This is a genomic window from Streptomyces sp. NBC_01463 (genome assembly GCA_036227345.1).
GTDB lineage: Bacteria > Actinomycetota > Actinomycetes > Streptomycetales > Streptomycetaceae > Streptomyces.
The window spans coordinates 3,207,036-3,226,863 of the sequence record CP109468.1 but is presented as its reverse complement, the minus strand read 5'-3'; the positions used below and the strand labels follow the sequence as shown (position 1 = coordinate 3,226,863).

Annotated in this window: 15 protein-coding genes; 8 read left to right on the top strand and 7 right to left on the bottom strand. The window is 72.7% G+C overall.

Going from position 1 to position 19,828, the window contains the following annotated elements:
* Positions 1–6: 6 nt before the first annotated feature.
* Positions 7–537, bottom strand: a complete 531-nt coding sequence (locus OG521_14020; protein ID WUW21839.1) for a MarR family transcriptional regulator — start codon at positions 535–537, stop codon at positions 7–9.
* 57 nt (positions 538–594) lie between these two features.
* On the opposite strand from OG521_14020, the gene OG521_14015 reads away from it, so the two are divergent.
* Positions 595–1,488 (top strand): DMT family transporter, encoded by an 894-nt coding sequence (locus tag OG521_14015; protein ID WUW21838.1) that lies wholly within the window; start codon positions 595–597, stop codon positions 1,486–1,488.
* Here the strand turns inward: OG521_14015 and OG521_14010 are convergent.
* The 3 genes from OG521_14010 to OG521_14000 all read right to left on the bottom strand — a co-directional run bounded on the left by OG521_14010 (position 1,475) and on the right by OG521_14000 (position 6,741).
* Positions 1,475–4,069, bottom strand: a complete 2,595-nt coding sequence (locus OG521_14010) for a discoidin domain-containing protein (protein ID WUW21837.1) — start codon at positions 4,067–4,069, stop codon at positions 1,475–1,477. The two genes, OG521_14015 and OG521_14010, sit on opposite strands and share 14 nt — an antisense overlap.
* Positions 4,070–4,150: 81 nt before the next feature.
* The gene (locus tag OG521_14005; GenBank protein WUW21836.1) at positions 4,151–5,269 is read right to left on the bottom strand and encodes a pyridoxal-phosphate dependent enzyme; all 1,119 of its coding nucleotides are present in this window, start codon (positions 5,267–5,269) and stop codon (positions 4,151–4,153) included.
* A gap of 89 nt (positions 5,270–5,358) precedes the next feature.
* Complete coding sequence (locus OG521_14000) at positions 5,359–6,741, bottom strand: glycoside hydrolase family 18 protein (GenBank protein ID WUW21835.1); 1,383 nt, start codon at positions 6,739–6,741, stop codon at positions 5,359–5,361.
* Positions 6,742–7,014: 273 nt separating this feature from the next.
* Between OG521_14000 and OG521_13995 the strand changes: the two genes are divergently transcribed.
* From OG521_13995 to OG521_13970, 6 genes are all read left to right on the top strand, one after another.
* Complete coding sequence (locus OG521_13995) at positions 7,015–7,767, top strand: GntR family transcriptional regulator (protein WUW21834.1); 753 nt, start codon at positions 7,015–7,017, stop codon at positions 7,765–7,767.
* Positions 7,768–8,026: 259 nt separating this feature from the next.
* Positions 8,027–9,760 carry a hypothetical protein gene (locus OG521_13990; protein ID WUW21833.1) on the top strand — a complete coding sequence of 578 codons (1,734 nt, stop codon included), beginning with the start codon at positions 8,027–8,029 and terminating at the stop codon, positions 9,758–9,760.
* Between the two features lie 205 nt (positions 9,761–9,965).
* Positions 9,966–10,166: an SPOR domain-containing protein gene (locus OG521_13985; GenBank protein ID WUW21832.1), complete on the top strand. Its 201-nt coding sequence runs from the start codon at positions 9,966–9,968 to the stop codon at positions 10,164–10,166.
* A 64-nt stretch (positions 10,167–10,230) separates the two neighbouring features.
* Entirely contained in the window at positions 10,231–10,635 is a 405-nt protein-coding gene (locus tag OG521_13980; protein WUW21831.1) for a (deoxy)nucleoside triphosphate pyrophosphohydrolase, read from the top strand.
* Between the two features lie 176 nt (positions 10,636–10,811).
* Entirely contained in the window at positions 10,812–11,240 is a 429-nt protein-coding gene (locus OG521_13975; GenBank protein WUW21830.1) for an ATP-binding protein, read from the top strand.
* A 194-nt stretch (positions 11,241–11,434) separates the two neighbouring features.
* Positions 11,435–13,999, top strand: a complete 2,565-nt coding sequence (locus OG521_13970; protein WUW26681.1) for a PAS domain-containing SpoIIE family protein phosphatase/ATP-binding protein — start codon at positions 11,435–11,437, stop codon at positions 13,997–13,999.
* Positions 14,000–14,014: 15 nt separating this feature from the next.
* Here OG521_13970 and OG521_13965 read toward each other — a convergent pair whose 3' ends face one another.
* Together OG521_13965 and OG521_13960 are read right to left on the bottom strand one after the other, a co-directional pair.
* Positions 14,015–14,725, bottom strand: coding sequence for a PspA/IM30 family protein (locus OG521_13965; GenBank protein ID WUW21829.1), 711 nt, complete (start codon positions 14,723–14,725; stop codon positions 14,015–14,017).
* 77 nt (positions 14,726–14,802) lie between these two features.
* Positions 14,803–16,929, bottom strand: coding sequence for a TPM domain-containing protein (locus OG521_13960; protein WUW26680.1), 2,127 nt, complete (start codon positions 16,927–16,929; stop codon positions 14,803–14,805).
* A 317-nt stretch (positions 16,930–17,246) separates the two neighbouring features.
* Here OG521_13960 and OG521_13955 point away from each other — a divergent pair, with 317 nt between their 5' ends.
* Positions 17,247–18,224, top strand: coding sequence for a glycoside hydrolase family 18 protein (locus OG521_13955; protein ID WUW26679.1), 978 nt, complete (start codon positions 17,247–17,249; stop codon positions 18,222–18,224).
* Positions 18,225–18,240: 16 nt separating this feature from the next.
* On the opposite strand, the gene OG521_13950 is transcribed toward OG521_13955, so the two are convergent.
* On the bottom strand, positions 18,241–19,713 hold the full coding sequence (locus tag OG521_13950) for a hypothetical protein (GenBank protein ID WUW21828.1): 1,473 nt from the start codon (positions 19,711–19,713) through the stop codon (positions 18,241–18,243).
* Positions 19,714–19,828 lie beyond the last annotated feature (115 nt).

The following is a 19,828-nucleotide window of genomic DNA, read 5'->3' as shown; positions in this document are numbered from 1 at the left end:
CCCGTTTCAGCCCTCCCGCGCCGGCTCCACCCGTTGCAGCCACGTCGTCAGCAGCGGTTCCAGCGCCGCCGCCTCGTCCCCCGTCAGGGTGTCGAGGAGGCGGCGTTCGTTGCGCATGTGCTCGGTGAAGGCCCGGTCGATCAGGTCGCGGCCCGCGTGGGTGAGGGCCACCACGCGGGCGCGGCCGTCGTCGGCGGCGCGGCGGCGGGTGACCAGGCCGGCCCGCTCCAGGCGGTCGATGCGCTTGGTCATCGCGCCGGTGGTGACCATGGTGTGCGCGGCCAGTTCGCCAGGGGCCCGTTCGAACGGCTCACCGGCCCGGCGCAGCGCCGCCAGGACGTCGAACTCGCCCTCGCTCAGGCCGAACCGGCGGTAGACCACGCAGAGTTCCTCGGTGAGCAGCCCGGCCAGCCGGTGCAGACGGCCGATCACGCCCTGGGGGCGTACGTCGAGATCCGGGCGTTCGCGGGCCCACTCCGCCTGGATGCGGGCCACGTGGTCCAGGGCGGGGGGCTGCGGGGCGGTGGAATCCGGCATGGTCCCACTCTAGCCCGCATAGCTTCCATGGAAGATATGCGAGTAGTATTAGCTTCCATGGAAGCTACTTTTCGGTGGGTGCTGATCACGGCGATCGCTCCGGTGGCCTGGGGCACGAACTACTACGTCACCCACGCCTACCTGCCCGCCGGCACCCCGCTGTACGGCGCCGCCATCCGGGCCCTGCCCGCCGGACTGCTGCTTCTGGCCGTCCGTCGGCAGCTGCCCCACGGCTCCTGGTGGTGGAAGGCCGCCGTCCTCGGCGTCCTCAACATGGGCGGCTTCTTCGCCCTCGTGTACGTCGCCGCGCAACTGCTCCCGACCAGCACCGCCTCGACGATCATGGCGGCCTCGCCCGTGGCCATGATGCTGATCGCCTGGGCGCTCGTCGCCGAGCGGCCGGGACTGCTGCCCCTGCTGGGGGCCGCCGCCGGCATCGGCGGGGTCTGCCTGATGCTGCTGACCGGGCAGGTGTCGGCCGACGTCCGCGGCGTGCTGGCCTCCGTCGCCGCCCTGCTGATGTCGTCCCTCGGCTACATCCTCACCAAGCGCTGGGGCGCCGGGACCGACGTCCTCGCCTCGACCTCCTGGCAGCTGATCGCCGGCGGCCTTCTGCTGCTGCCCCTCGCCGCGGCCGTCGAGGGCGCGCCGCCCGCGCTCGACGGACCGGCCGTCCTCGGATTCGGATACGTCACGGTGGTGGCGACCGCACTCGCCTTCGCCGCCTGGTTCGCCGGTCTGCGCCATCTGCCCGCGGCGACCGTCGGCCTGGTCGGGCTGCTCAACCCGGTGACCGGGGTGCTGCTCGGCACCGTGATCGCCGGGGAGTCGCTCACCCTCCGGCAGGTCTGCGGGCTCGTCCTCGTCCTGGCCGGGATCCTGCTCGGCCGGCCGGCAGCGCGCCGACGGCCGCTCGGCGCAGCCCCGGGTACGCGGACTACGGCTGCGTGACCCTCAGTTCCCGTACGCCCGCCGGTGCGGCCGCGTCCGCCGAACGGACCGTCACCCGCACCTCCCGGGCCACCGCCCCCGCCCGGTACGGCTGCCAGTTCCGGCCGTCGGCCGAGGTCTCCAGGCGGTGCGAGGCAGGGGGCACGTCCGTCCACTCGGGCGCGAACCCGGTCACCGGGGCCGTCCGTCCCAGCTCCACCGTCAGCGTGCCCGCCGCGCCGTCCGGGGACCAGGCCGTCGCCGTACTGCCGTCCACGGCGGCCGCCGCGTACAGACCGGGCGTCTCCGAGGTCGCCGTCGCCGGGCGGCAGCGGGCCGCGTCGGTGGTCGGCGTCAGGTCCGGGCGGCGGGTGGGCAGGGTGAGCGCCGTGGACAGGGTGCGGGGGCCGGACGGGGCGTGGAGCGTGAAGGGCGCGCCCGACGTCAGCCGGACCTCCGTCGTCCGGGGGCCGATCGCGATGTCGTACGTACGGCCCCGGTACCGCAGCCCTGTCAGCTTCACCCCCTCGCGCAGCTGCGGCGGCAGCATCGGGTCCAGACGCACCCCGTCCTCGCGCAGCCGCAGGCCCGTCAGCCCGTGCGTGAACACCTGGAGGAAGCCGCCCTTCCCGGTCAGGAAGTCGTCGGCCGGGAAACCGGAGAGAGGGTCCTGGGCACCGGCCTTCGCGCCGCGCGCCTCACTGAAGAGGGCGTACGGACCGCGCATGAACGGGCGGACCGCGCGCTGGAGATACGTGTACGCGGCGCAGCCCGGCTCGCCGATCGCGGCCGCGTCGATCGCATGGACCGAGTCCGTCATCGCCGGGCCGTCCGGATCGGTGCGCGCCGCGTAGTAGTCGAGCGTCGAGGCGGCGGCACCCGGCTCCATCGGCCATTCCAGGGGATAGATCAGCAGGACCGTGTCGGCCTGCTTGATCGTCGAGCCGTCGTATCCCGCGTACTGGAGATAGAGCTTGCGGTCCGGGTCGTACGGGATGCGCAGACCGTCCGCGACCTCCTTCCACCCGGCGGGGGCGGCGTGCCCGAGGAGCTGCGCCGCGCGGGTGGCGTTGCGCAGGGCGGTGGCCGCGACGGCGTTGGTGAAGACCCCGTCCGTGACGCCGTTGCTGTACTCGTCCGGGCCCGCCACCTCCTTCACCGAGTAGCTGCCGTCGTCGTTCGCGGTGGCGCGCGAGGCCCAGAAGTCGGCGATGCCCCGGAGCAGTTGCCAGCCGTGTCCGGCCAGCCAGTCACGGTCGCCGGTGGCCAGGTAGTACTGCCAGACGGCCAGCGAGACGTCGCCCTGGAGATGGTTCTGGGTCACGCAGTGCGGCGGGTTCCAGCTCTGGCACTCGGACCAGAGACTGCCCCTGCTCGCGCTCGTCCACGGGTAGAACAGCCCCTCGAAGCCGAGCTTCTCCGCGTTCGTACGGGCCTCGTCGCGTGTCCGGTAGCGGTACTCGACGACCGAACGGGCCAGTTCGGGACGGGTGGCCAGCAGCCCCGGATACATCCAGGTCTCCGCGTCCCAGAACACCATGCCCGCGTAGTTGTCGCTGGTCAGCCCGGCCGGGGCGATGCTGTCGCGGGAACCCGTGCGGGTGGAGGCGAGCAGGCCGTACTGGGCGGAGCGCAGCCACTTCTGCAGATCGGGGCTGCCCGGCACGGACACGTCCGCGGACCAGTCCCGGCGCCAGACGGCGGCGTTCTCGGCGAGGACGGCGGACCAGCCCAGCCGCGCCCCGCGCCTGGAGGCCTCGCGCGCGGTGGTGCGCGGGGCGCGCGAGGTCAGCGCGGTGTCGACGCCGACGTACTTCAGATACGTGTACGTACGCCCGGAAGTCACCCGGGACGGCTGCCCGTTCGCGCCGGCCGGGCGCATCGTCTGGACGATCGCGCCCGCCGTCCCCGTGCCCCGCGTGCGGAACGTCCCGTCGTCCGCGAGGGCGATCCGGCGTGCGCCGCGCGGGTCGAGCCGGCCGGTGACCGTCGCCGTGCCGCTCCAGTGCGGGGTCATGCGCAGCCGTACGGCACCGGTGTGCACCTCGGCGCGGTCGGCCAGCACCTCGTACGTCAGGTCGGTCGCGCGGCCGTCGGCCGTGGTCCAGCGCAGCGAGGTACGCACCAGTCCGCAGCGCAGGAACACCGTCTGGCGGTAGTGGGAGATCCGGCCCGCCGGGGTGGCGGAGCCGTAGGTCTCCTTGCCCACGCGCACGTCGAGACCGGTCCAGCTCGGCAGCGCGGCGGCCACCTCGCGGCCCGCCGCCAGGTCCTTCTCACGGCCGAAGAGCCCGGAGACGAACGCCCCGTCGTAGCGCGGGGTGTACAGCGGCCAGCCGGTCTTCTCCTCACGTTCGGCGTACCCGGCGCCCGCCGCCGGCACGCGGTGCCCCAGATAGCCGTTGCCGACGTACGGGTCGTACCCGGCCGCCTCGCCGAAGACGGTGGACGTCGGAGCCCAGGCGGGATCCGTGTCCCGGCCGCAGGCCACGGCGGGAGCGGGGGCGGCCGGCCGGCCGGCGGCGGACGCGCCGGGCAGCAGGGGCGCGATCAGGGCGCACACGACGAGGGAGGTGAGGAGAGAGGTACGCGAGAGGCTCACGGTACGAACGTAGGGAAGGCGGTGCTGTGCGGCGGGGCACGGCGCGCGGGTGAACGGCTGACACCCGGGAGCACCGCGGGGTCACACCGCCGCGAGCCCCGTCTTGAGGCCCGCGCCGCACAGCGGGACGACGACGCTGCGGTCGGTCCAGCCGCCCACCGCCGCCCAGCAGGCCACCCCCGTCGTCTCCACGTAGAAACCGCGCGCGGCCAGATCCAGCTGGGCGTCGCGGATCCGGTCCTCGGTCACGGTCAGGAAGGTGCCGCCCGACTCCCGCACCGCCGCCAGGATCGCCCGGGCGCGCGGCGGGCGCGGGATGGCGATGCCCTCGGCGAGGGTGGGGGAGGCGAGGGCGCCGGCCGGGGTGTCGAGGAGGTCGTCGGCCCCCGCGTGGAAGGCTGCGGCCAGCGGCGACACGGCCTCGGCCTGGACGGCGACCAGCGCGGGCCGGGTGTCGATCAGGCCCTGGGCGAGGAGTTCGGCCGTGGCCAGGGCCGCGCCGAGGAGCAGCGTGCCGTTGCCGACCGGTACGGCGATGGCGTCCGGGAGCCGGCCGCCGAGATCCTCCCAGAGCTCGTACACATAGGTCTTCGTGCCGTGCAGGAAGTACGGGTTGAAGACGTGCGAGGCGTAGAAGGTGCCCGGGGTGCCGGCAGCGGCGCGGGCCGCCCGCGCGGTCGCCTCGCGGTCTCCGGGGACGACCTCCAGCCGGGCGCCGTGGGCCCTGATCTGTTCGGTCTTCTTCGCGGACGTGCCCTCGGGGACGTACACCGTGCAGGGCAGCGCGGCGCGGGCGCAGTACGCGGCGACGGCCGTGCCCGCGTTGCCGCTGCTGTCCGCGACGACGCGCTCGGGGGCGAGGCCGCGGGCCAGCTCGGCGAGCATCACCGCGCCCCGGTCCTTGAAGGAGAGCGTCGGCATCAGGAAGTCGAGTTTGGCCGAGACCGTGCCGGTGAGCGGCACGAGCGGGGTGCGGCCCTCGCCGAGGGTGGTCGCGGGGGCGGAGAGCGGCAGGACCTCCTCGTACCGCCACAGGGAGTTGACCCGGCCGGGCAGGGCGTCGGCGCGCAAGGGGGCGCTCTCGAAGTCGAGGTCCCACGGGCCGCCGCAGAGCGGGCAGCACCAGGTCAGCGAGGTGACGGCGGCACGGGTGCCGTCCTGCGGGCAGCGGTAGGTGGTGGTGGCCATGACGGCCAGCATGCCAGCCGCCGACCGTACCGAGCACGGAGCACGGGTACCGAGTCCGGGGCGGCCGCGGTGTCGCGGCCGCCCCGGACGAGGGGTGCTGCCTAGCGCCGGGAGAGTCCGCGGTCGACGGCGGTCATCAGCTCGCCGTCGTCCGTGTCCCCGTCCAGCGACCAGAACATCGCGCCGCCGAGCCGGTGGTCGCGGATGTACGCGGTCTTGGTGCGCAGGACCTGCGGGTCGTCGTACGTCCACAGCGTGGTGCCGTCGAACAGCCAGGCGCTGCCGTCACGGACGTTGCGGTGGACCTTGTACGTACCGGATTCGGCCAGCTTCTTGAGGGCCTTGTAATCCTCGTAGCCGGCCGCCCAGGTGGCGGGCGCGGGGGCCGCGGCGGGCTGGCCGAGGCCGTCGCCGCCACCGGTCACCCCGGTCCAGCCCTGACCGTAGAACGACATCCCCAGCACCAGCTTGCGGGCCGGGGCGCCGCGCTTCAGCCAGTCGCGCACGGTCCGGTCGCCGCTGAAGTCGCCCTTCGCGTACAGCGCGGACTGCTGGGCCGTCGTCTTCTCGCCCGAGACGTGGAAGTCGTATCCCTGGAGGTTCACGAAGTCGAAGTCCCGCATGACGCGCGGTACGTCGAAGCCGGCGTCGATCTTCTCGGGGGAGGCGGGGACGAACGCCGAGAGGTCGTAGTGCTTGGGCTTCCGGCCGTGGTGGCCGCCCTTGCGCGAGGCGGCGCCGCTCTTCGCGTACGCGTCCAGCTGGGTGCGGAACTCGTGCACCAGAGCCGTGAAGTTCCGCTTGTCCTCCGGGCGGAAGACGGTGTCGGTGTCACCGGCGGACCCGGGCCACTCCCAGTCGATGTCCACCCCGTCGAAGAGACCGGCCGCCGCGCCCTGACCGCCGCGCGTCCCGTCCACCGGCAGGTTGCCCTTGATGTACAGGTCGATGCAGGAGGAGACGAAGGCCTTGCGGGAGGCGGCGGTGCGGGCCGCGTCCGAGAAGTGCGTGGACCAGCTCCAGCCGCCGAGCGAGATCATCACCTTGAGGCCGGGGTGCTTGGCCTTGAGCTCGCGCAGCTGGTTGAAGTTGCCCGCGAGGGCCTGGTCGTCGGTGTCGGCGACGCCGTCCACCGAGCCCGCGTCGTCCAGCGGACGGACGTAGTCCGCCCAGGCGTCGGCCTCGCCGGGCACGTTGCCGGTGAAGCACTTCCCGTCGGCGTTCACGTTGCCGAACGAGTAGTTGAGGTGGGTGAGCTTGGCCGCCGTGCCGCTCGTCTCCAGGTCCTTGACCTGGAAGTCGCGCCCGTAGACGCCCCATTGGGTGAAGTAGCCGACGCGCTTGTAGTCGGGCGCGGAGCCCTGGTGGTGGTTCCCGCGGTCCGTGCCGTGGCCCGGGGAGGCGTTGGCGGCGGGGGAGAGAGTGGCTGCCAGCGAGAGCCCGGCGGCGGCAATGGCCAGTCCGGACAGGGTTCTTCGACGCATGAGGCCCGTTTCCTGTGCGTGTGCGGAGGCATGTGCGGGGAGGTGCGTGGCCGTGCTGTGTGAAGAGGAAACTATTGGTCTGGACCAAATGAGGTCAAGAGGCAGGGGAGGGGGAAGGCCGGTAACGGCCGAAGATGTCCTGGTGGACACGGGCGGGGTATGCGCACGCGACTGATGAATCATCACTTCGAGTGAAACTCTGGCCTGTGCTTGCGGTCCGGAACCGAGGGTTGCGAGGCTGTTGCGGTCTGTCAACTTCTTGGGGAGTGGCCTGTGACTTTCGGTGAGCAGCCCGCCTATCTGCGCGTTGCGAGCGATCTGCGAGAGAAGATCGTCAACGGTTCGCTGCCGCCGCATACCCGCCTGCCCTCGCAGGCGCGTATCCGCGAGGAATACGGAGTATCGGACACCGTCGCGCTGGAGGCGCGCAAGGTGCTGATGGCCGAGGGGCTGGTCGAGGGCCGCTCCGGCTCCGGCACGTATGTCCGCGAGCGCCCGGTCCCGCGTCGGATCGCCCGTTCCGGCTTCCGCTCGGAGGCCGGGGCGAGCCCGTTCCGGCAGGAGCAGACGGCGGAGGGGGCGCGCGGGACCTGGGAGTCCCGCAGCGAGCAGGAGGGGGCGAGCCCGGAGATCGCCGAACGGCTCGGGATCGAGCCGGGCGACCGGGTGATGCGTACGCGCTACGTGTTCCGGGACGCCGGTGAGGCGATGATGCTCTCCACCTCCTGGGAGACCCTCGCGGTCACGGGCCGCACACCGGTGATGCTGCCGGAGGAGGGCCCGTTGGGCGGCTGCGGGGTGGTCGAGCGGATGGCCGCGATCGATGTCGTCGTGGACAACGTGGCCGAGCAGGTCGGCGCGCGCCCGGGGCTGGCGGAGGAGCTCCTGGCGCTCGGCGGGGTGCCGGGCCATGTGGTGATGGTGATCGAGCGGACGTACTACGCGTCGGGTCGCCCGGTCGAGACCGCCGACGTGGTGGTGCCGGCCGACCGCTACCGGATCGCCTACCACCTGCCCGTCCGTTGACGGCGGCCGGGCGGCGGGATTCCCGTCGGGCGGCCGGGGGCGGGCAGGTGGATTCCTGCCTGGTCAGCGGGGCCGGCCGGGGGCGTTCCTGTCGGGTGACCGATACCCGGTGGTGCGCGTCCGGTGCCCGTGACGACAAGTTAACGGGGGCCCCGGTCCCGTAACAGCCGGGCAATCGACGACGGTGACGTCTTGTCATGTCCTGCTCCTAACTTCCCGTTCGGACCCGCACACCGGCCTGACGAACGGGAAGTCACCGATGACGGACACAGCCGTACCGAAGACGGAACCCGCCTCCGGGGGAGACCTCGCAGGCGGGTCCGCCGACCCGCCGCCCCGGCGCAGTTACGCCGCGCTCGCCGCCGACGAGAGCCGCGAGGACTACTCGCTCCGCTACGCGCCGCACTCCTTCCGGCGCTGGTCGCCCGGCACGGTCGCGGGTACGGCGCTCGGCGGGATCGCCTATCTCGCCGACTTCGCGATCGGCGCATCGATCGTGTTCACCTACGGCTTCACCAGCGGATTCGCCTCGATCCTGGCCGCCGCGACGATCATCTTCCTCACCGGCATCCCCATCGCCCGGGCCTGCGCGAAGTACGGCCTCGACATGGACCTGGTGACCCGGGGCGCCGGCTTCGGCTACTTCGGCTCGACGCTGACCTCGCTGATCTACGCGTCGTTCACCTTCATCTTCTTCGCCCTCGAAGGCTCGATCATGGCGCAGGCCATGCACCAGGCAATCGGTCTGCCGGTCGAGGCGGGCTACCTGGTGACCACCCTGATCGTCATCCCGATCGTCTTCCGCGGGATGGGCGCCCTCGCCAAGGTGCAGGCCTGGACGCAGCCCGTCTGGATCATCGGCATGGTGCTGCCGTTCGTCGTCCTCGCCTTCGAGGCGCCGGACGCCTGGGGCGCGTTCGGCTCCTTCGGCGGTACGGAGGGGTCCGGCTCGGGCTTCTCCTGGATCGGCTTCGGGCTCGGCACCGGCGTCGCGCTCTCGCTCATCGCCCAGATCGGCGAACAGGCCGACTACCTGCGCTTCATGCCGGCGAAGACGGAGGCCAACAAGCGGCGCTGGAACCTCGCCGTCCTCGCCGCCGGACCCGGCTGGGTCATCATCGGCGCGGCCAAGCAGATCGGCGGCGCGCTGCTCGCCTTCGTCGCCCTGGAAGCCGTCGGCAAGACGCACGCGCTGGAGCCGATCGCCCCGCAGATCGAGGCGCTGAAGCCCTGGCTCGGCTCCTTCGCGCTGCCGGCCGCCGCGCTCTTCGTGATCGTGTCGCAGATCAAGATCAACGTCACCAACGCCTACAGCGGCTCGCTGTCCTGGTCCAACTTCTTCTCGCGCATCACCCACCGCCACCCCGGCCGGGTCTGGTACATCTTCCTCAATCTCGTCATCGCGCTGACGCTGATGGAGATGAACATGTTCGCGGCCCTCAACAAGCTGCTGGGCTTCTACTCCAACGTGGGCATCGCCTGGATCGCCGCCGTCGCCGCCGACCTCGTCATCAACAAGCGGATCGGGCTGAGCCCGCCGTACATCGAGTTCAAGCGGGCCTATCTGTACGCGGTGAACCCGGCGGGCTTCGGAGCGATGGTGATCGCCTCGACCGTCTCGATCCTCGCCTTCTTCGGGCTGTTCGGTACGTACGCGGAGGCCTTCTCGACCTTCATCGCCGCCGGGCTCTCGCTGACGCTCTGTCCGCTGATCGCCTGGGCCACGAAGGGGAAGTACTACCTGGCGCGGCCCAACCCGGTGAACGGGCCCGGTGTCGAGATCGCGGACATCACCGCCACCCACACCTGCGCGGTCTGCGAGACGGCGTACGAACTCCCGGACATCGCCGACTGCCCCGTGCAGTCCGGGCCGATCTGCTCGCTCTGCTGCTCCCTGGACGCCGACTGCGGCGACGTCTGCCGCAAGGACCCCGCCGGAGGGCCCGTCCTGATGCCCATGCCGGTGCTGCGCGGCGGCGCGGGCCCCGCATAGGCCCTGTCGGAGCACGCGACCACGCCCTGGGGGCGCATCCGGACGGATGCGCCCCCAGGGCGTTGGTCCACTCCTGGCCGGATCAGTATCTCTTTGTGCAATTGCGTATGCGTTGAGTGAAGGTCAGGCGTACGCTCGGGCATATGCGTACTGCGGTTTCCTGGGGATCCTTAGAAGCGTGCACGCCGTTCAGGGGAGGGGCGCAATGCTCGGGAGGGACACGATGAGCGACAGCGGTGCCGTGCTCCCTTGGCTGGTGATACGGCAGGACGACAACGGCAACCGCTACCGCGTGGGCAGGTACGCCACGCAGGACGAGGCGCAGCGGACCGCCGACAAGCTGGAGGGCCGCGGACACAAGCAGCTCTACTGGGTGGAGCGCATAGGGCAGACCGCCAGGCCGTAGTGCGCCCCATTGCCCCTCCCGGCGCTTTTCCGGACGGCCGTGACGGGGCATTACGCTCCGCACCATGACTGATCGCGTGGTGGTGGCCGGAGCCGTCTGTGACCGGGGAAGGCTGCTGGCCGCGCGCCGCAGCGCACCGCCGGAGCTGGCCGGCCGCTGGGAGCTGCCCGGCGGCAAGGTGGAGCCGGGCGAGAGCGGGGAGCAGGCGCTCGTCCGCGAGCTCCGCGAGGAGTTGGGCATCGAGACGGAGCCGCTGGAGCGCATCCCCGGCGAGTGGCCGCTCAAGGCCGGCTACGTGCTCCGGGTGTGGACGGCCCGGCTGGTCTCCGGTGTGCCCGCCCCGCTCCAGGACCACGACGAGCTCCGCTGGCTCGGACCGGGCGAGAGCGACACGGTGGACTGGCTGGAACAGGACCGGCCCGCGGTCGCGGAAGCCGTACGCCGGCTGTCCGGCAGCGCCCGACGCTGAGCGGAGCGCCCGTCCGCGGATCCGCGCGCCCCTTCCCTACACGTACGGCCGTTCGTGCGCACGGCATTGCACCCGTACGCCCCACGTGTCGACGGCAGCGGTATTTCGTCCTGTATTTCGGGTATGTGGTGTTTAGCCCCCGCAAACAGGACGTCCTCCGTTGCTGGTCTTGGGAAGTGATCGGCGTGATCGATACCGAAGGCGACTGCGCCGAGTGGAGTTTTCCTGCTGTCCCCGGTGCCGTGCGCACCGCCCGGCACGCCGTCCACGACGCGCTGCGCTGCTGGGGGCTCGACGCGGCCGTCGGTGATCTGGCGGTTCTGCTGGTCAGCGAGCTGGTGACCAACTCCATGCGCTACACGGCGGGTCCCATCGGGGTGCGGCTGGTGCGCCCCCGTCCCCGGGGCGACGGCCCCTCCGCACACCCCGGGCTGCTCGTGGAAGTCTCCGATCCGCTTCCGGATCCGCCCACCGAACGTACGGCTGGGCCCGACGACGAAGGCGGCAGAGGACTGCAGCTCGTGGCCTGTTCGGCACGCCGCTGGGGGACCAGGCGAGGAAAGAGCGGCAAGACGGTGTGGTTCGAGCTGGCTCTCCCTGGTTAGGAGTGAGGTGGGACGAACAGCGATCACCCGCGGTCCGGTCGGAACCTGGCCGAAAGGGACTGAGACCGTGCTGTGATCGTGAACGCCGTGTCGGTCGGGGCCGTAGTGCTGAATACTGCGGGCAGGACCGGTCCGGTGTGTGAGCTGGAGGGGACGGTCGCGTGAGCGAAATACCTGGGACAGCGGGCGACGTCGTGTGGCAGAGCAGTCCGCCTGGCTCGATCTACGACTACATCAGGGTCGCCTCCTTCTCGATCGGCCCCGACGGCCTGATCGAGCAGTGGAGCCGCCGGGCCGCCGGTCTCTTCGGCGTTGCCGCTTCCGAGGCCGTGGGCAGGGACCCGGTCGAGGCGTTCATGCCCGCCGAACTGCGCGGGGACGGCCGCCGGCGGATCGGCGAGGTGCTCGACGGCAAGGAGTGGACGGGCCTGGTCCCCTTCCGGATGCCGGGCGAGGACGGTGTGCACGGGCTCGCCGAGATCTATGTCATGCCGAGCGAGACGGCCACGGGTGAACGGGCCGCGGTCTGCATCGTCGTGGACGTGCGCGCCCTGCGCGTCATCGAGACGGACCTCGCCGCATCGCAGGCGATTTTCGGTCAATCTCCCTTCGGCTTCGTGCTGTTCGGTACCGATCTCACCGTGGTACGGGCCAACCAGCGTTTCGCCACGGTCTTCGGCGGCCGGGCCGACGACCACCGCGGCCGCACCGTCGACGACTACCTGGCCGGCGCGGAGGCGGACCGGCTGACCGCCACGCTCGAACGCGTGCTGGCCACCGGCGACTCCGTCACCGACCTCCAGCTCGTCGGCACCACCCCCGGCGGCACCGAGCGCCGCCACTGGTCGATGAACCTCTACCGGGTGCACAGCGGCTCGGGCCGCCCCATCGGCATCGCCGGACTGGCCACCGATGTGACCCGGCGCCACATCGCCGCCCGCGAGGCCGCCAGTGCCCGGCGCAACCTCGCCCTCCTCAACGAGGCGAGCGCCCGCATCGGCAACTCACTCGACCTGGAGACCACCGCCCGCGAACTCCTCGACGTCGCCGTGCCCGGCTTCTGCGACCTCGCCGCGGTCGACCTCTACCAGGCCCTGCTCACCGGCGAGGAGGCCCCGCCGGGCAGCGGCAGCCCGCTGCGCCGGGATGCGGTCGGCGGCTCCGCCGAACTGCGCCGCGTCGCCTTCGCCAGCGCCGTGTCGGACACCCTGCCCGGCCTCGCCCCCGCCTCGCCCGACGCCGAATCCGGTTCGGTCACCGGGCCGCCCGCACTCGGCGCCGTGCACCACTACCCCTTCGGCTCGCCCTGCGCCATAGCCCTGCGCACCGGCCATGTGGAGGACGTGCCGGGCGACGACCGCGGCTTCGTCCAGTCCACGCTCGCCGTGCCGATGGTCGCCCACGACACCGTCGTCGGCCTCGTGCAGTTCTCCCGTACGAAGGGCAGCGAACCCTTCGGTGAACGGGACCGGGCGCTGGCCACCGAACTCGCCGCCCGCGCCGCCGTCTGTATCGACAACGCCCGCCTCTACCGCCGCGAGCACGAACGCGCACTGATACTCCAGCGCAGCCTCCTGCCCCCCGGCGACCCCGAGGCCGCGGGCCTGGACATCGCCTGCCGCTACCTGCCCGGCAACACGGCGACCGAGGTGGGCGGCGACTGGTTCGACGTCATCGAACTCCCCGGACACCGCACCGCCCTCGTCGTCGGCGACGTGATGGGCCGGGGACTGCGCGCCGCCGTCGCCATGGGCGAACTGCGCACCGCCGTACGCACCCTGGCCCTCCTCGACCTCGAACCCGCCGAAGTGCTCTCCGCGCTCGACGAGGTCGCCCGCGGCCTCGGCACCCCCGGCGGCGGCACCTCGGCCGACGCGGGCGGCGGCGCCCAGTGGCCCTCCCGCGCCGCCCACAAGTCCCGGGAGGCGGACCTCTCCGAGGTCTATCTCGCGACCTGCGTCTACGCCGTCTACGACCCGGTCACCCGGCGCTGCACCTTCGCCAACGCCGGTCATCTGCCCCCCGTCGTCGTCGAACCGGGCGAGGCGGCACTGCTCCTCGACGTACCGCCCGGGATGCCGCTCGGCGTCGGCGGCGAACCCTTCGAGGAGGTCGAGGTGGAGCTCAAGGAGGGCGCCCTCCTCGCCCTCTACACCGACGGCCTCGTCGAGTCCCGCGACCACCCGCTGGACGAGGGACTGGCAGCGCTGCGCGGAGCCCTCGTTGAACCCGCGCGTCCCCTGGAGGACGTCTGCGACCACGTGCTGAGCTCGCTCGACACCCGGCACGGCGAGGACGACATCGCCCTGCTGATGGCCCGCATCCAGGGACTGCCGGCCGAGGCCGTCGGCGACTGGCGGCTGCCCCGCGAGCTCCGCTCGGTCGGCCGCGCCCGCGAGCTCGCCCGCGGCCAGCTGCTCTCCTGGGACCTCGACGACCTGGTGGACACCACCGAACTCCTGGTCAGCGAGCTCGTCACCAACGCCCTGCGCTACGGCGAGGGCGAGATCCGGCTGAGGCTGCTGCGGGACCGCACCCTCGTCTGCGAGGTGTGGGACGCGGGCCTCGTCCAGCCGCGGCGCCGGCGCGCACGCGACACGGACGAGGGCGGCCGCGGACTCCAGCTGGTCGGGCTGCTGAGCGCCGCCTGGGGATCGCGGCGGACCCCGCGCGGCAAGACCGTCTGGTTCGAACTCCCGCTGCCCGACGGCGGACCGGCCGTCGAGCGCACGGTGGAGGAACTCCTGAGCATGTACTGAGGACGGCCCGGAGGGTCAGGCCGTCTTCAGCGCGGCGAGGCGGGCCTCCACCTCGGCGCTGGCGCCCAGCGTGTCCAGCTGCTCGAACTGGGCGTCCAGCGACGACGCGGCGAGTTCCTGCTTGCCCAGTGCCTTCGCCTCCTCGCGCCGCACCTTGTCCTCGAAGCGGCTGATCTCGCTGGTCGGGTCGAGGACGTTGATGTTCTTGACGGAGTCCATCATCTGGTTCTGCGCCTGGGCGGACTTGGCCCGGGCGACCAGCTCGTCCCGCTTGGACTTCAGCTCCGTCAGCTTCGCCTTCATCTGGTCCAGGCCGGTCTTGAGCTTGTCCACCACCTCGGTCTGCGCGGCGATGGTGGGCTCCGCGGTCTTCGCCTCCTTCTCCGACTGGAGCTGGCGGCCGAGCGCGACCTTGGCCAGGTTGTCGAACTTGTCGGCGTCACCTGCCGATCCGCCCGCCCGCAGCTCGTCGGCCTTGCGGCTGGCCGCGAGCGCCTTCTCGCCCCACCCCTTGGCCGCCTCGACGTCCTCGCTGTGGTCCTGCTCCATCAGCCGCAGATTGCCGATGGTGGCGGCCACGGCCTGCTCGGCCTCCGAGATGTTGGACGTGTACTCGCGGATCAGCTGGTCCAGCATCTTCTGCGGGTCCTCGGCCTGGTCGAGCAGGGCGTTGATGTTGGCCTTCGCCAGCTGGGTGACGCGTCCGAGAATGGTCTGCTTGCTCATGGCACCTCTCCTGGGGTCCTTGTCGTTCCGTGCTGCGTACGTGTGCGCAGGTGTGTGACCGCGGGCGCGGCCGCCGTTCAGAAGCGGCCGCCACCGCCCCGCCGGCCGCGGGTGCCCCCGCCGCCGAAGCTGCCGGGCCCGCCGCCCCCGCCGAACCCGCCGCCGAAGCCGCCGCCCCCGAATCCGCCGCCTCCCAGGCCGCCCCCGCGGCCCCCGCCGCCCAGGAGCCCGCCGAGGATGATCCCGCCGAGGACCGCACCGCCCATGCCGCCGCCCGAACCGCCCCCGCCGCCCGGCATGCCGCCGCCACGGCCCCCGTACGCCCGTACGTCCTGCTCCGCGAGGCTCCGCGCCTCCCCGGCCAGTGCGTCCGCCCGCTGCGCCTCGGCCAGCGCGGCCTGCGGGTCGTCCGTCCCGGACAGCTCACCGGCCCGCTCCAGGCGCCGCTGGGCCTCCGCCAGCCGGGTCCTGGCCTCGCTGCCGACCGCGCCCCGGTTGGTGGTGACGTAGTCAGCGGCGGCACCGATCGCCGACCGTGCCGTGAGCATCGCCTGGTCGAGCAGGGAGCGGGCCCGCCGGCTGCCCTGCTCCTGCTCGCGCGCGCCCGCCAGCGCCTCGTCCAGCGCCGCGTCCGCCTCCTCCACCCGGCGCAGCGCGTCGACCGGGTCGTACGCACCGGCGTCCAGTTCCGTCCGCACATCGCGGGCCACCGACTGCGCCCGGGCGATCCGGCCGCGCAGATCGGCCGTGGACATGCCCTGCGACGTGCCCTCCAGCAGCCCTCCGGCGTCCGCCAGGTCCGTCTCCATCTCGGTGAGCGCGCCCGGCAGCCGGCCCGCGGCCTCGCCGAGTTCCCGAGCGCGCCGGTCGACGCCGTCGACGAGGGTGGCCGCCTGGCCGATCGCGCCCTCGGTGGCCCGTACGTACACCGCGGCCGCCGCGTTGTCGCCGCCGTCGGCGGCCTGCCGGGCCTGGTTGAGCGAGGACGTGGCGAAGACCAGCCGGTCCTTGGCCTGTTCGATGTCACCCGCGACGGGGGCCGATGCCGACTCCGCGTACGTGCCGCGCATCGAGTTGAGCGTGGTCTCGGCCGCGGCCACCCGGCCGGCGAGCGCCCGGAAGGCGGACTCGGCCGCCGCCAGCGCCTGCGGAGCGTTGCGCTCCAGTTCGCGCAGCCGGTCGAAGTCCTCCGAGACCGCGTCCAGCCGGGTGTTGGCGTCCGCGCAGCGGCTGATGATCTCGTCCAGCATCCGCCTGCGGGTGTCGTCGTCCTCCGGGAACGCGTCGTCGAGCTGCTGCCGCAGCCGGAACGCCGCCGTCAGCTCGCCCCTGGCGTACGCGACCGCCTCGGTGAACGGCGCCGCGGCCTCCTCGCCGAACTGGGCGGTGGCGAATCCGAGCTCCTCGTCGCTCGTGCGGACCGCGTCGTCCGTGTCGACGAGCGTCTCCTTGGCCCGGGCGTCGAGCTCCGGCAGCGGTGTGGGCGGCTGCTGCGCCTCGCCCCCGCCCGCAGGACCCCAGCCGATGGCGCCGGGCGTCGTCCGGGTGGTGGCGCGCCGCTTGCGCCGGGTGAAGGCGTACGCGGCGACCGCGCCGGCGCCGCCGACGAGGACGATCGGCAGCACCAGGTCCCCGGTGCTGGTCCCGCCGGACTTCCCGGTGCCGGGGTCGTCGGCGCCGGGGGTGAGCGTGGGGGTGGGCACGGGCCGGCCGGCCAGCACGGCCGCGTAGCCGTGGGCGGCCCCGATGGCGGCGCCCGCCCAGTCGTTCTCCTTGAGCGCCGGCTCGACGGCGGTGCTCGCCACGTCCTGGAGCTGCGCGTCCGTGAGGCGGGAGTCCTGGTCGACGGAGTACGCGTACTGCCGGTCGTGGGTGGCGACGGCCAGCAGGACGTCGTCGAGGCCGAGCCCGTTGCGGTCGGCCGTCTCGTCGGCCCAGTCCTGTGCGGAGCGCCCGGAGAAGTCACGGACGTACGCCACGAAGAGCTGGACGCGGCGCTGGTCGTACAGCTGGTCGAGCGCGGTGACCACCTGGGGCCTGCGGTCCCCGAGCGCACCGACCTTGTCGGTGATCTGCCCGTCCCGGGACAGCGTGATGGGGTCGTCGGCGCGAGCGGTCAGCGCGGCGGGGAGGGCCAGCCAGCACACCGTCAGCAGCACGGCGAGCAGGGCCCGGCCCGGTATGAGGTTCCGGGTTCGGCTCACAGGCGACGTCACGTCTGCGACGTTATGTCCACCACCGATGGCCCGCGACCCGGCCGAAGAGCCGCCCGGCCCTCCCGGGAACGGCCCCCGGACCTGGTGCGTCCTGGTTCTCGTACGGGCGTGGCCCGACGCGGGACACGCCCCGGCGTTCGTACAGCCGGAGTACACCGGCCGGGACACGGGGCCGGGACGGACAGGCAGCCGGGACGGACAGGACCGGGACACACACAGGGGGCGCGCACGTGCGTGGGCGAACGGGGCGGGCGGCGGCGGTACGGAAGGGGGCGGCCCGGCTTCTCGCGACCTGGCCGAGGCGGATCGCGCTGGGGCTGGTCCTGGTGCTCGTGGTGCCGGTCCTCACCGCGGGCGCCGCCCTGCGGCTCAACTTCACCGGCGATCCGGGGGACGGCACCCTGACCCGGGGCCGCGACGCCATCTGGCTGGGGCACGCCTGGGTCGACGGCCGGAAGAAGGACGCCGACCTCGCCGCGTTCGCCGCCCGGATCAAGGGGACGGGCATCAAGGACCTGTACGTCCACGCCGGACCCCTGGAACACGACGGCACACTGCCCGCCGCCCGCTACCCCGGGGCGCGCCGGCTGATCGATGCCGTGCACCGCACCATGCCCGGCATCCGGGTCCAGGCCTGGCTCGGGGACAGGCTGGCGAGCGAGGGGCCCGACGGGCTGCGCCTGGAGCGTGCCGCGTCGCGCGAGGCCGTCGTCGGATCGGCGCGGCAGGTCCTGGACGCCGGCTTCGACGGCGTGCACTTCGACCTGGAGCCGCTGCACTCGGGCGACGCCCACTACCTCTCGCTCCTGGACGACCTGCACGCAGTCACCCGGGCCCGCGGGGTACCGCTCTCCGTCGCCGCCCACCAGATCGACCCGCTGCCCGCCGCGCAGACCGTCCTCGGCGCGCTCACCGGCCGAGGCAAGTGGTGGTCGCAGAAGTACTTCGGCCAGGTGGCCCGCAGGGTCGACCAGATCGCCGTCATGTCGTACGACACCTGGATGCCGCTGGAGGGGCTGTACGGCGGGTACGTCGCCGAACAGACCTCGCTGGCCCTCGAAGTGACCCCGCGCGGCACCGACCTGCTGATGGGGCTGCCGTTCTTCCACGAGAACGACCTGGGGCACCACGCGTCGGCGGAGACGGTCGCGGCCGCGGTCCGCGGCACCAGGCTGGGGCTGGGGCGCACGGACCGCGGCCGGGAGCGGTTCGGGGTGGCGCTGTACGTCGACTTCGCCGCGGAGGACGGCGACTGGGCGGCGTACCGGGAGGGCTGGCACTGAGTCCGGCGGGGCCGGCTCAGATACTGAAGCGCTCCTTGGCGAGCAGCGGCCGCACCCGGGAGCGGAATCCACCGGTCCGGAACGGCCGCTGGAGCAGCCCCGGCCGCAGGGCCTGGGCCAGCGCCGCGGCGATCATCCCCTGGTCGAGGGCGAGCTGGAAGTCACTGACCCGTCCGGTCGAGACGTTGACGGAGTCCCGGAAGCCGTAGCCCTCGTGGTACGCGCCGAAATCGCGGTCGAGCGCCCGCAGGTTCGCCACGGCCTCGGCCGGTGCGTACGGCAGTGCGAGGAACGAGGCGTGCGGGGTCACCACACCGTTGGTGAACGCCGAGGCGGGCGGCAGCGGAGCACCGTCCGTCGTGTACGTGCGGTCGGTGTTCGAGGCGTAGCCGTCGAGCTGCATGCCGAGCGCGTCGACGCCGTACTCCTGATAGCCGCCCTCCGGGATGTTGGCGGGCGAGAACCCCCAGTACCCGTACTCCGCCTCCTGCGTGCCGTGCTCGATCTGGCTGCGCACATAGCGCTGATGGGTGCGGCCCCACGACCGCGGCGACCACTCCGGCTCAGGCACGAACAGCGGGACCATCAGCGCCTCGAACATCGACCCGCCCCAGGTGGGGACGATCCTGCGGCCGCGGTGGGTGTAGTGGCCCTGCCAGACGCGGATGCCGTCCATCGCCACGTAACTGCCCTGCGGCTGCTGCTCCTGCTCGTTGCCCGGGACCATCGTGCGCAGCAGGTGCCAGTAGTGGTCGGCGGGCAGCGAGCCGTCCGCGATGCCGAGGTAGCTGGCCATGCGGGGTTCGGTGTTGAGGGCGCCGTAGTGGTGGCCGGTGGGTTCCTCGTTGTCGGTCCAGAAGCCGCCGCGCAGCTGGCCGGGGCCGGCGACCGGGTCGGCCGGGTCGTAGGGCGTGTAGTAGTACGACCAGTCGGCGTCCGCGAGGATGCGGGCGACGCGGGGGCGCAGCGAGGGCGCCGCGTCCGCGGCGATGCGCAGACCGGTGACCAGCCAGGCGTTGTCGACGGATGACAGGAACGGGCGGACCGGGTCGCCGGTGCCGGGCCACTCGGTCAGCACCGAACCGTCGTGCGCGTCGTACCAGTTGAGCCAGAAGCCGTGATGGCGCTCCAGCTTCTCCACGGACCGCACCGTGAGCTCCAGCCTGCGCCGCATGGTGGCGTCGCTGATCACGCCGAGTCCGGCGGCCGCGACGGTGGACCAGAGGCCGCAGCCGATGTTGGTGGGCGAGGTCTGGCGGGACCGGACGGGGCCGTCGGGCCCGCTCACGTCGATCTTGTCGACGGCGAGGCCGAGACCGGTGGTCATCGCCTCGATCGATCGGTAGGTGTCACGGAACCAGCGCAGCAGCAGCTGCGGGTCCGGGGTGCGGCCGAGCGGGGCGGCGCCTGCCGAGGGCGCTGATACGGCTCCGACGGACAGGGCGGCGGCCCCGGTCCCGGCGGCGGTGAGAAACGTGCGACGGTCCATGAAGGTCCAGCTCCCGGTGGCAGAAGGGGGATGGGGAGTTCCGTGGCGTGCTCGATGCGGCGGAGGCGCGCCTCCGCCGCCGCTTTCGGGTACGGCTGTCGGCACGGCCGGGGCT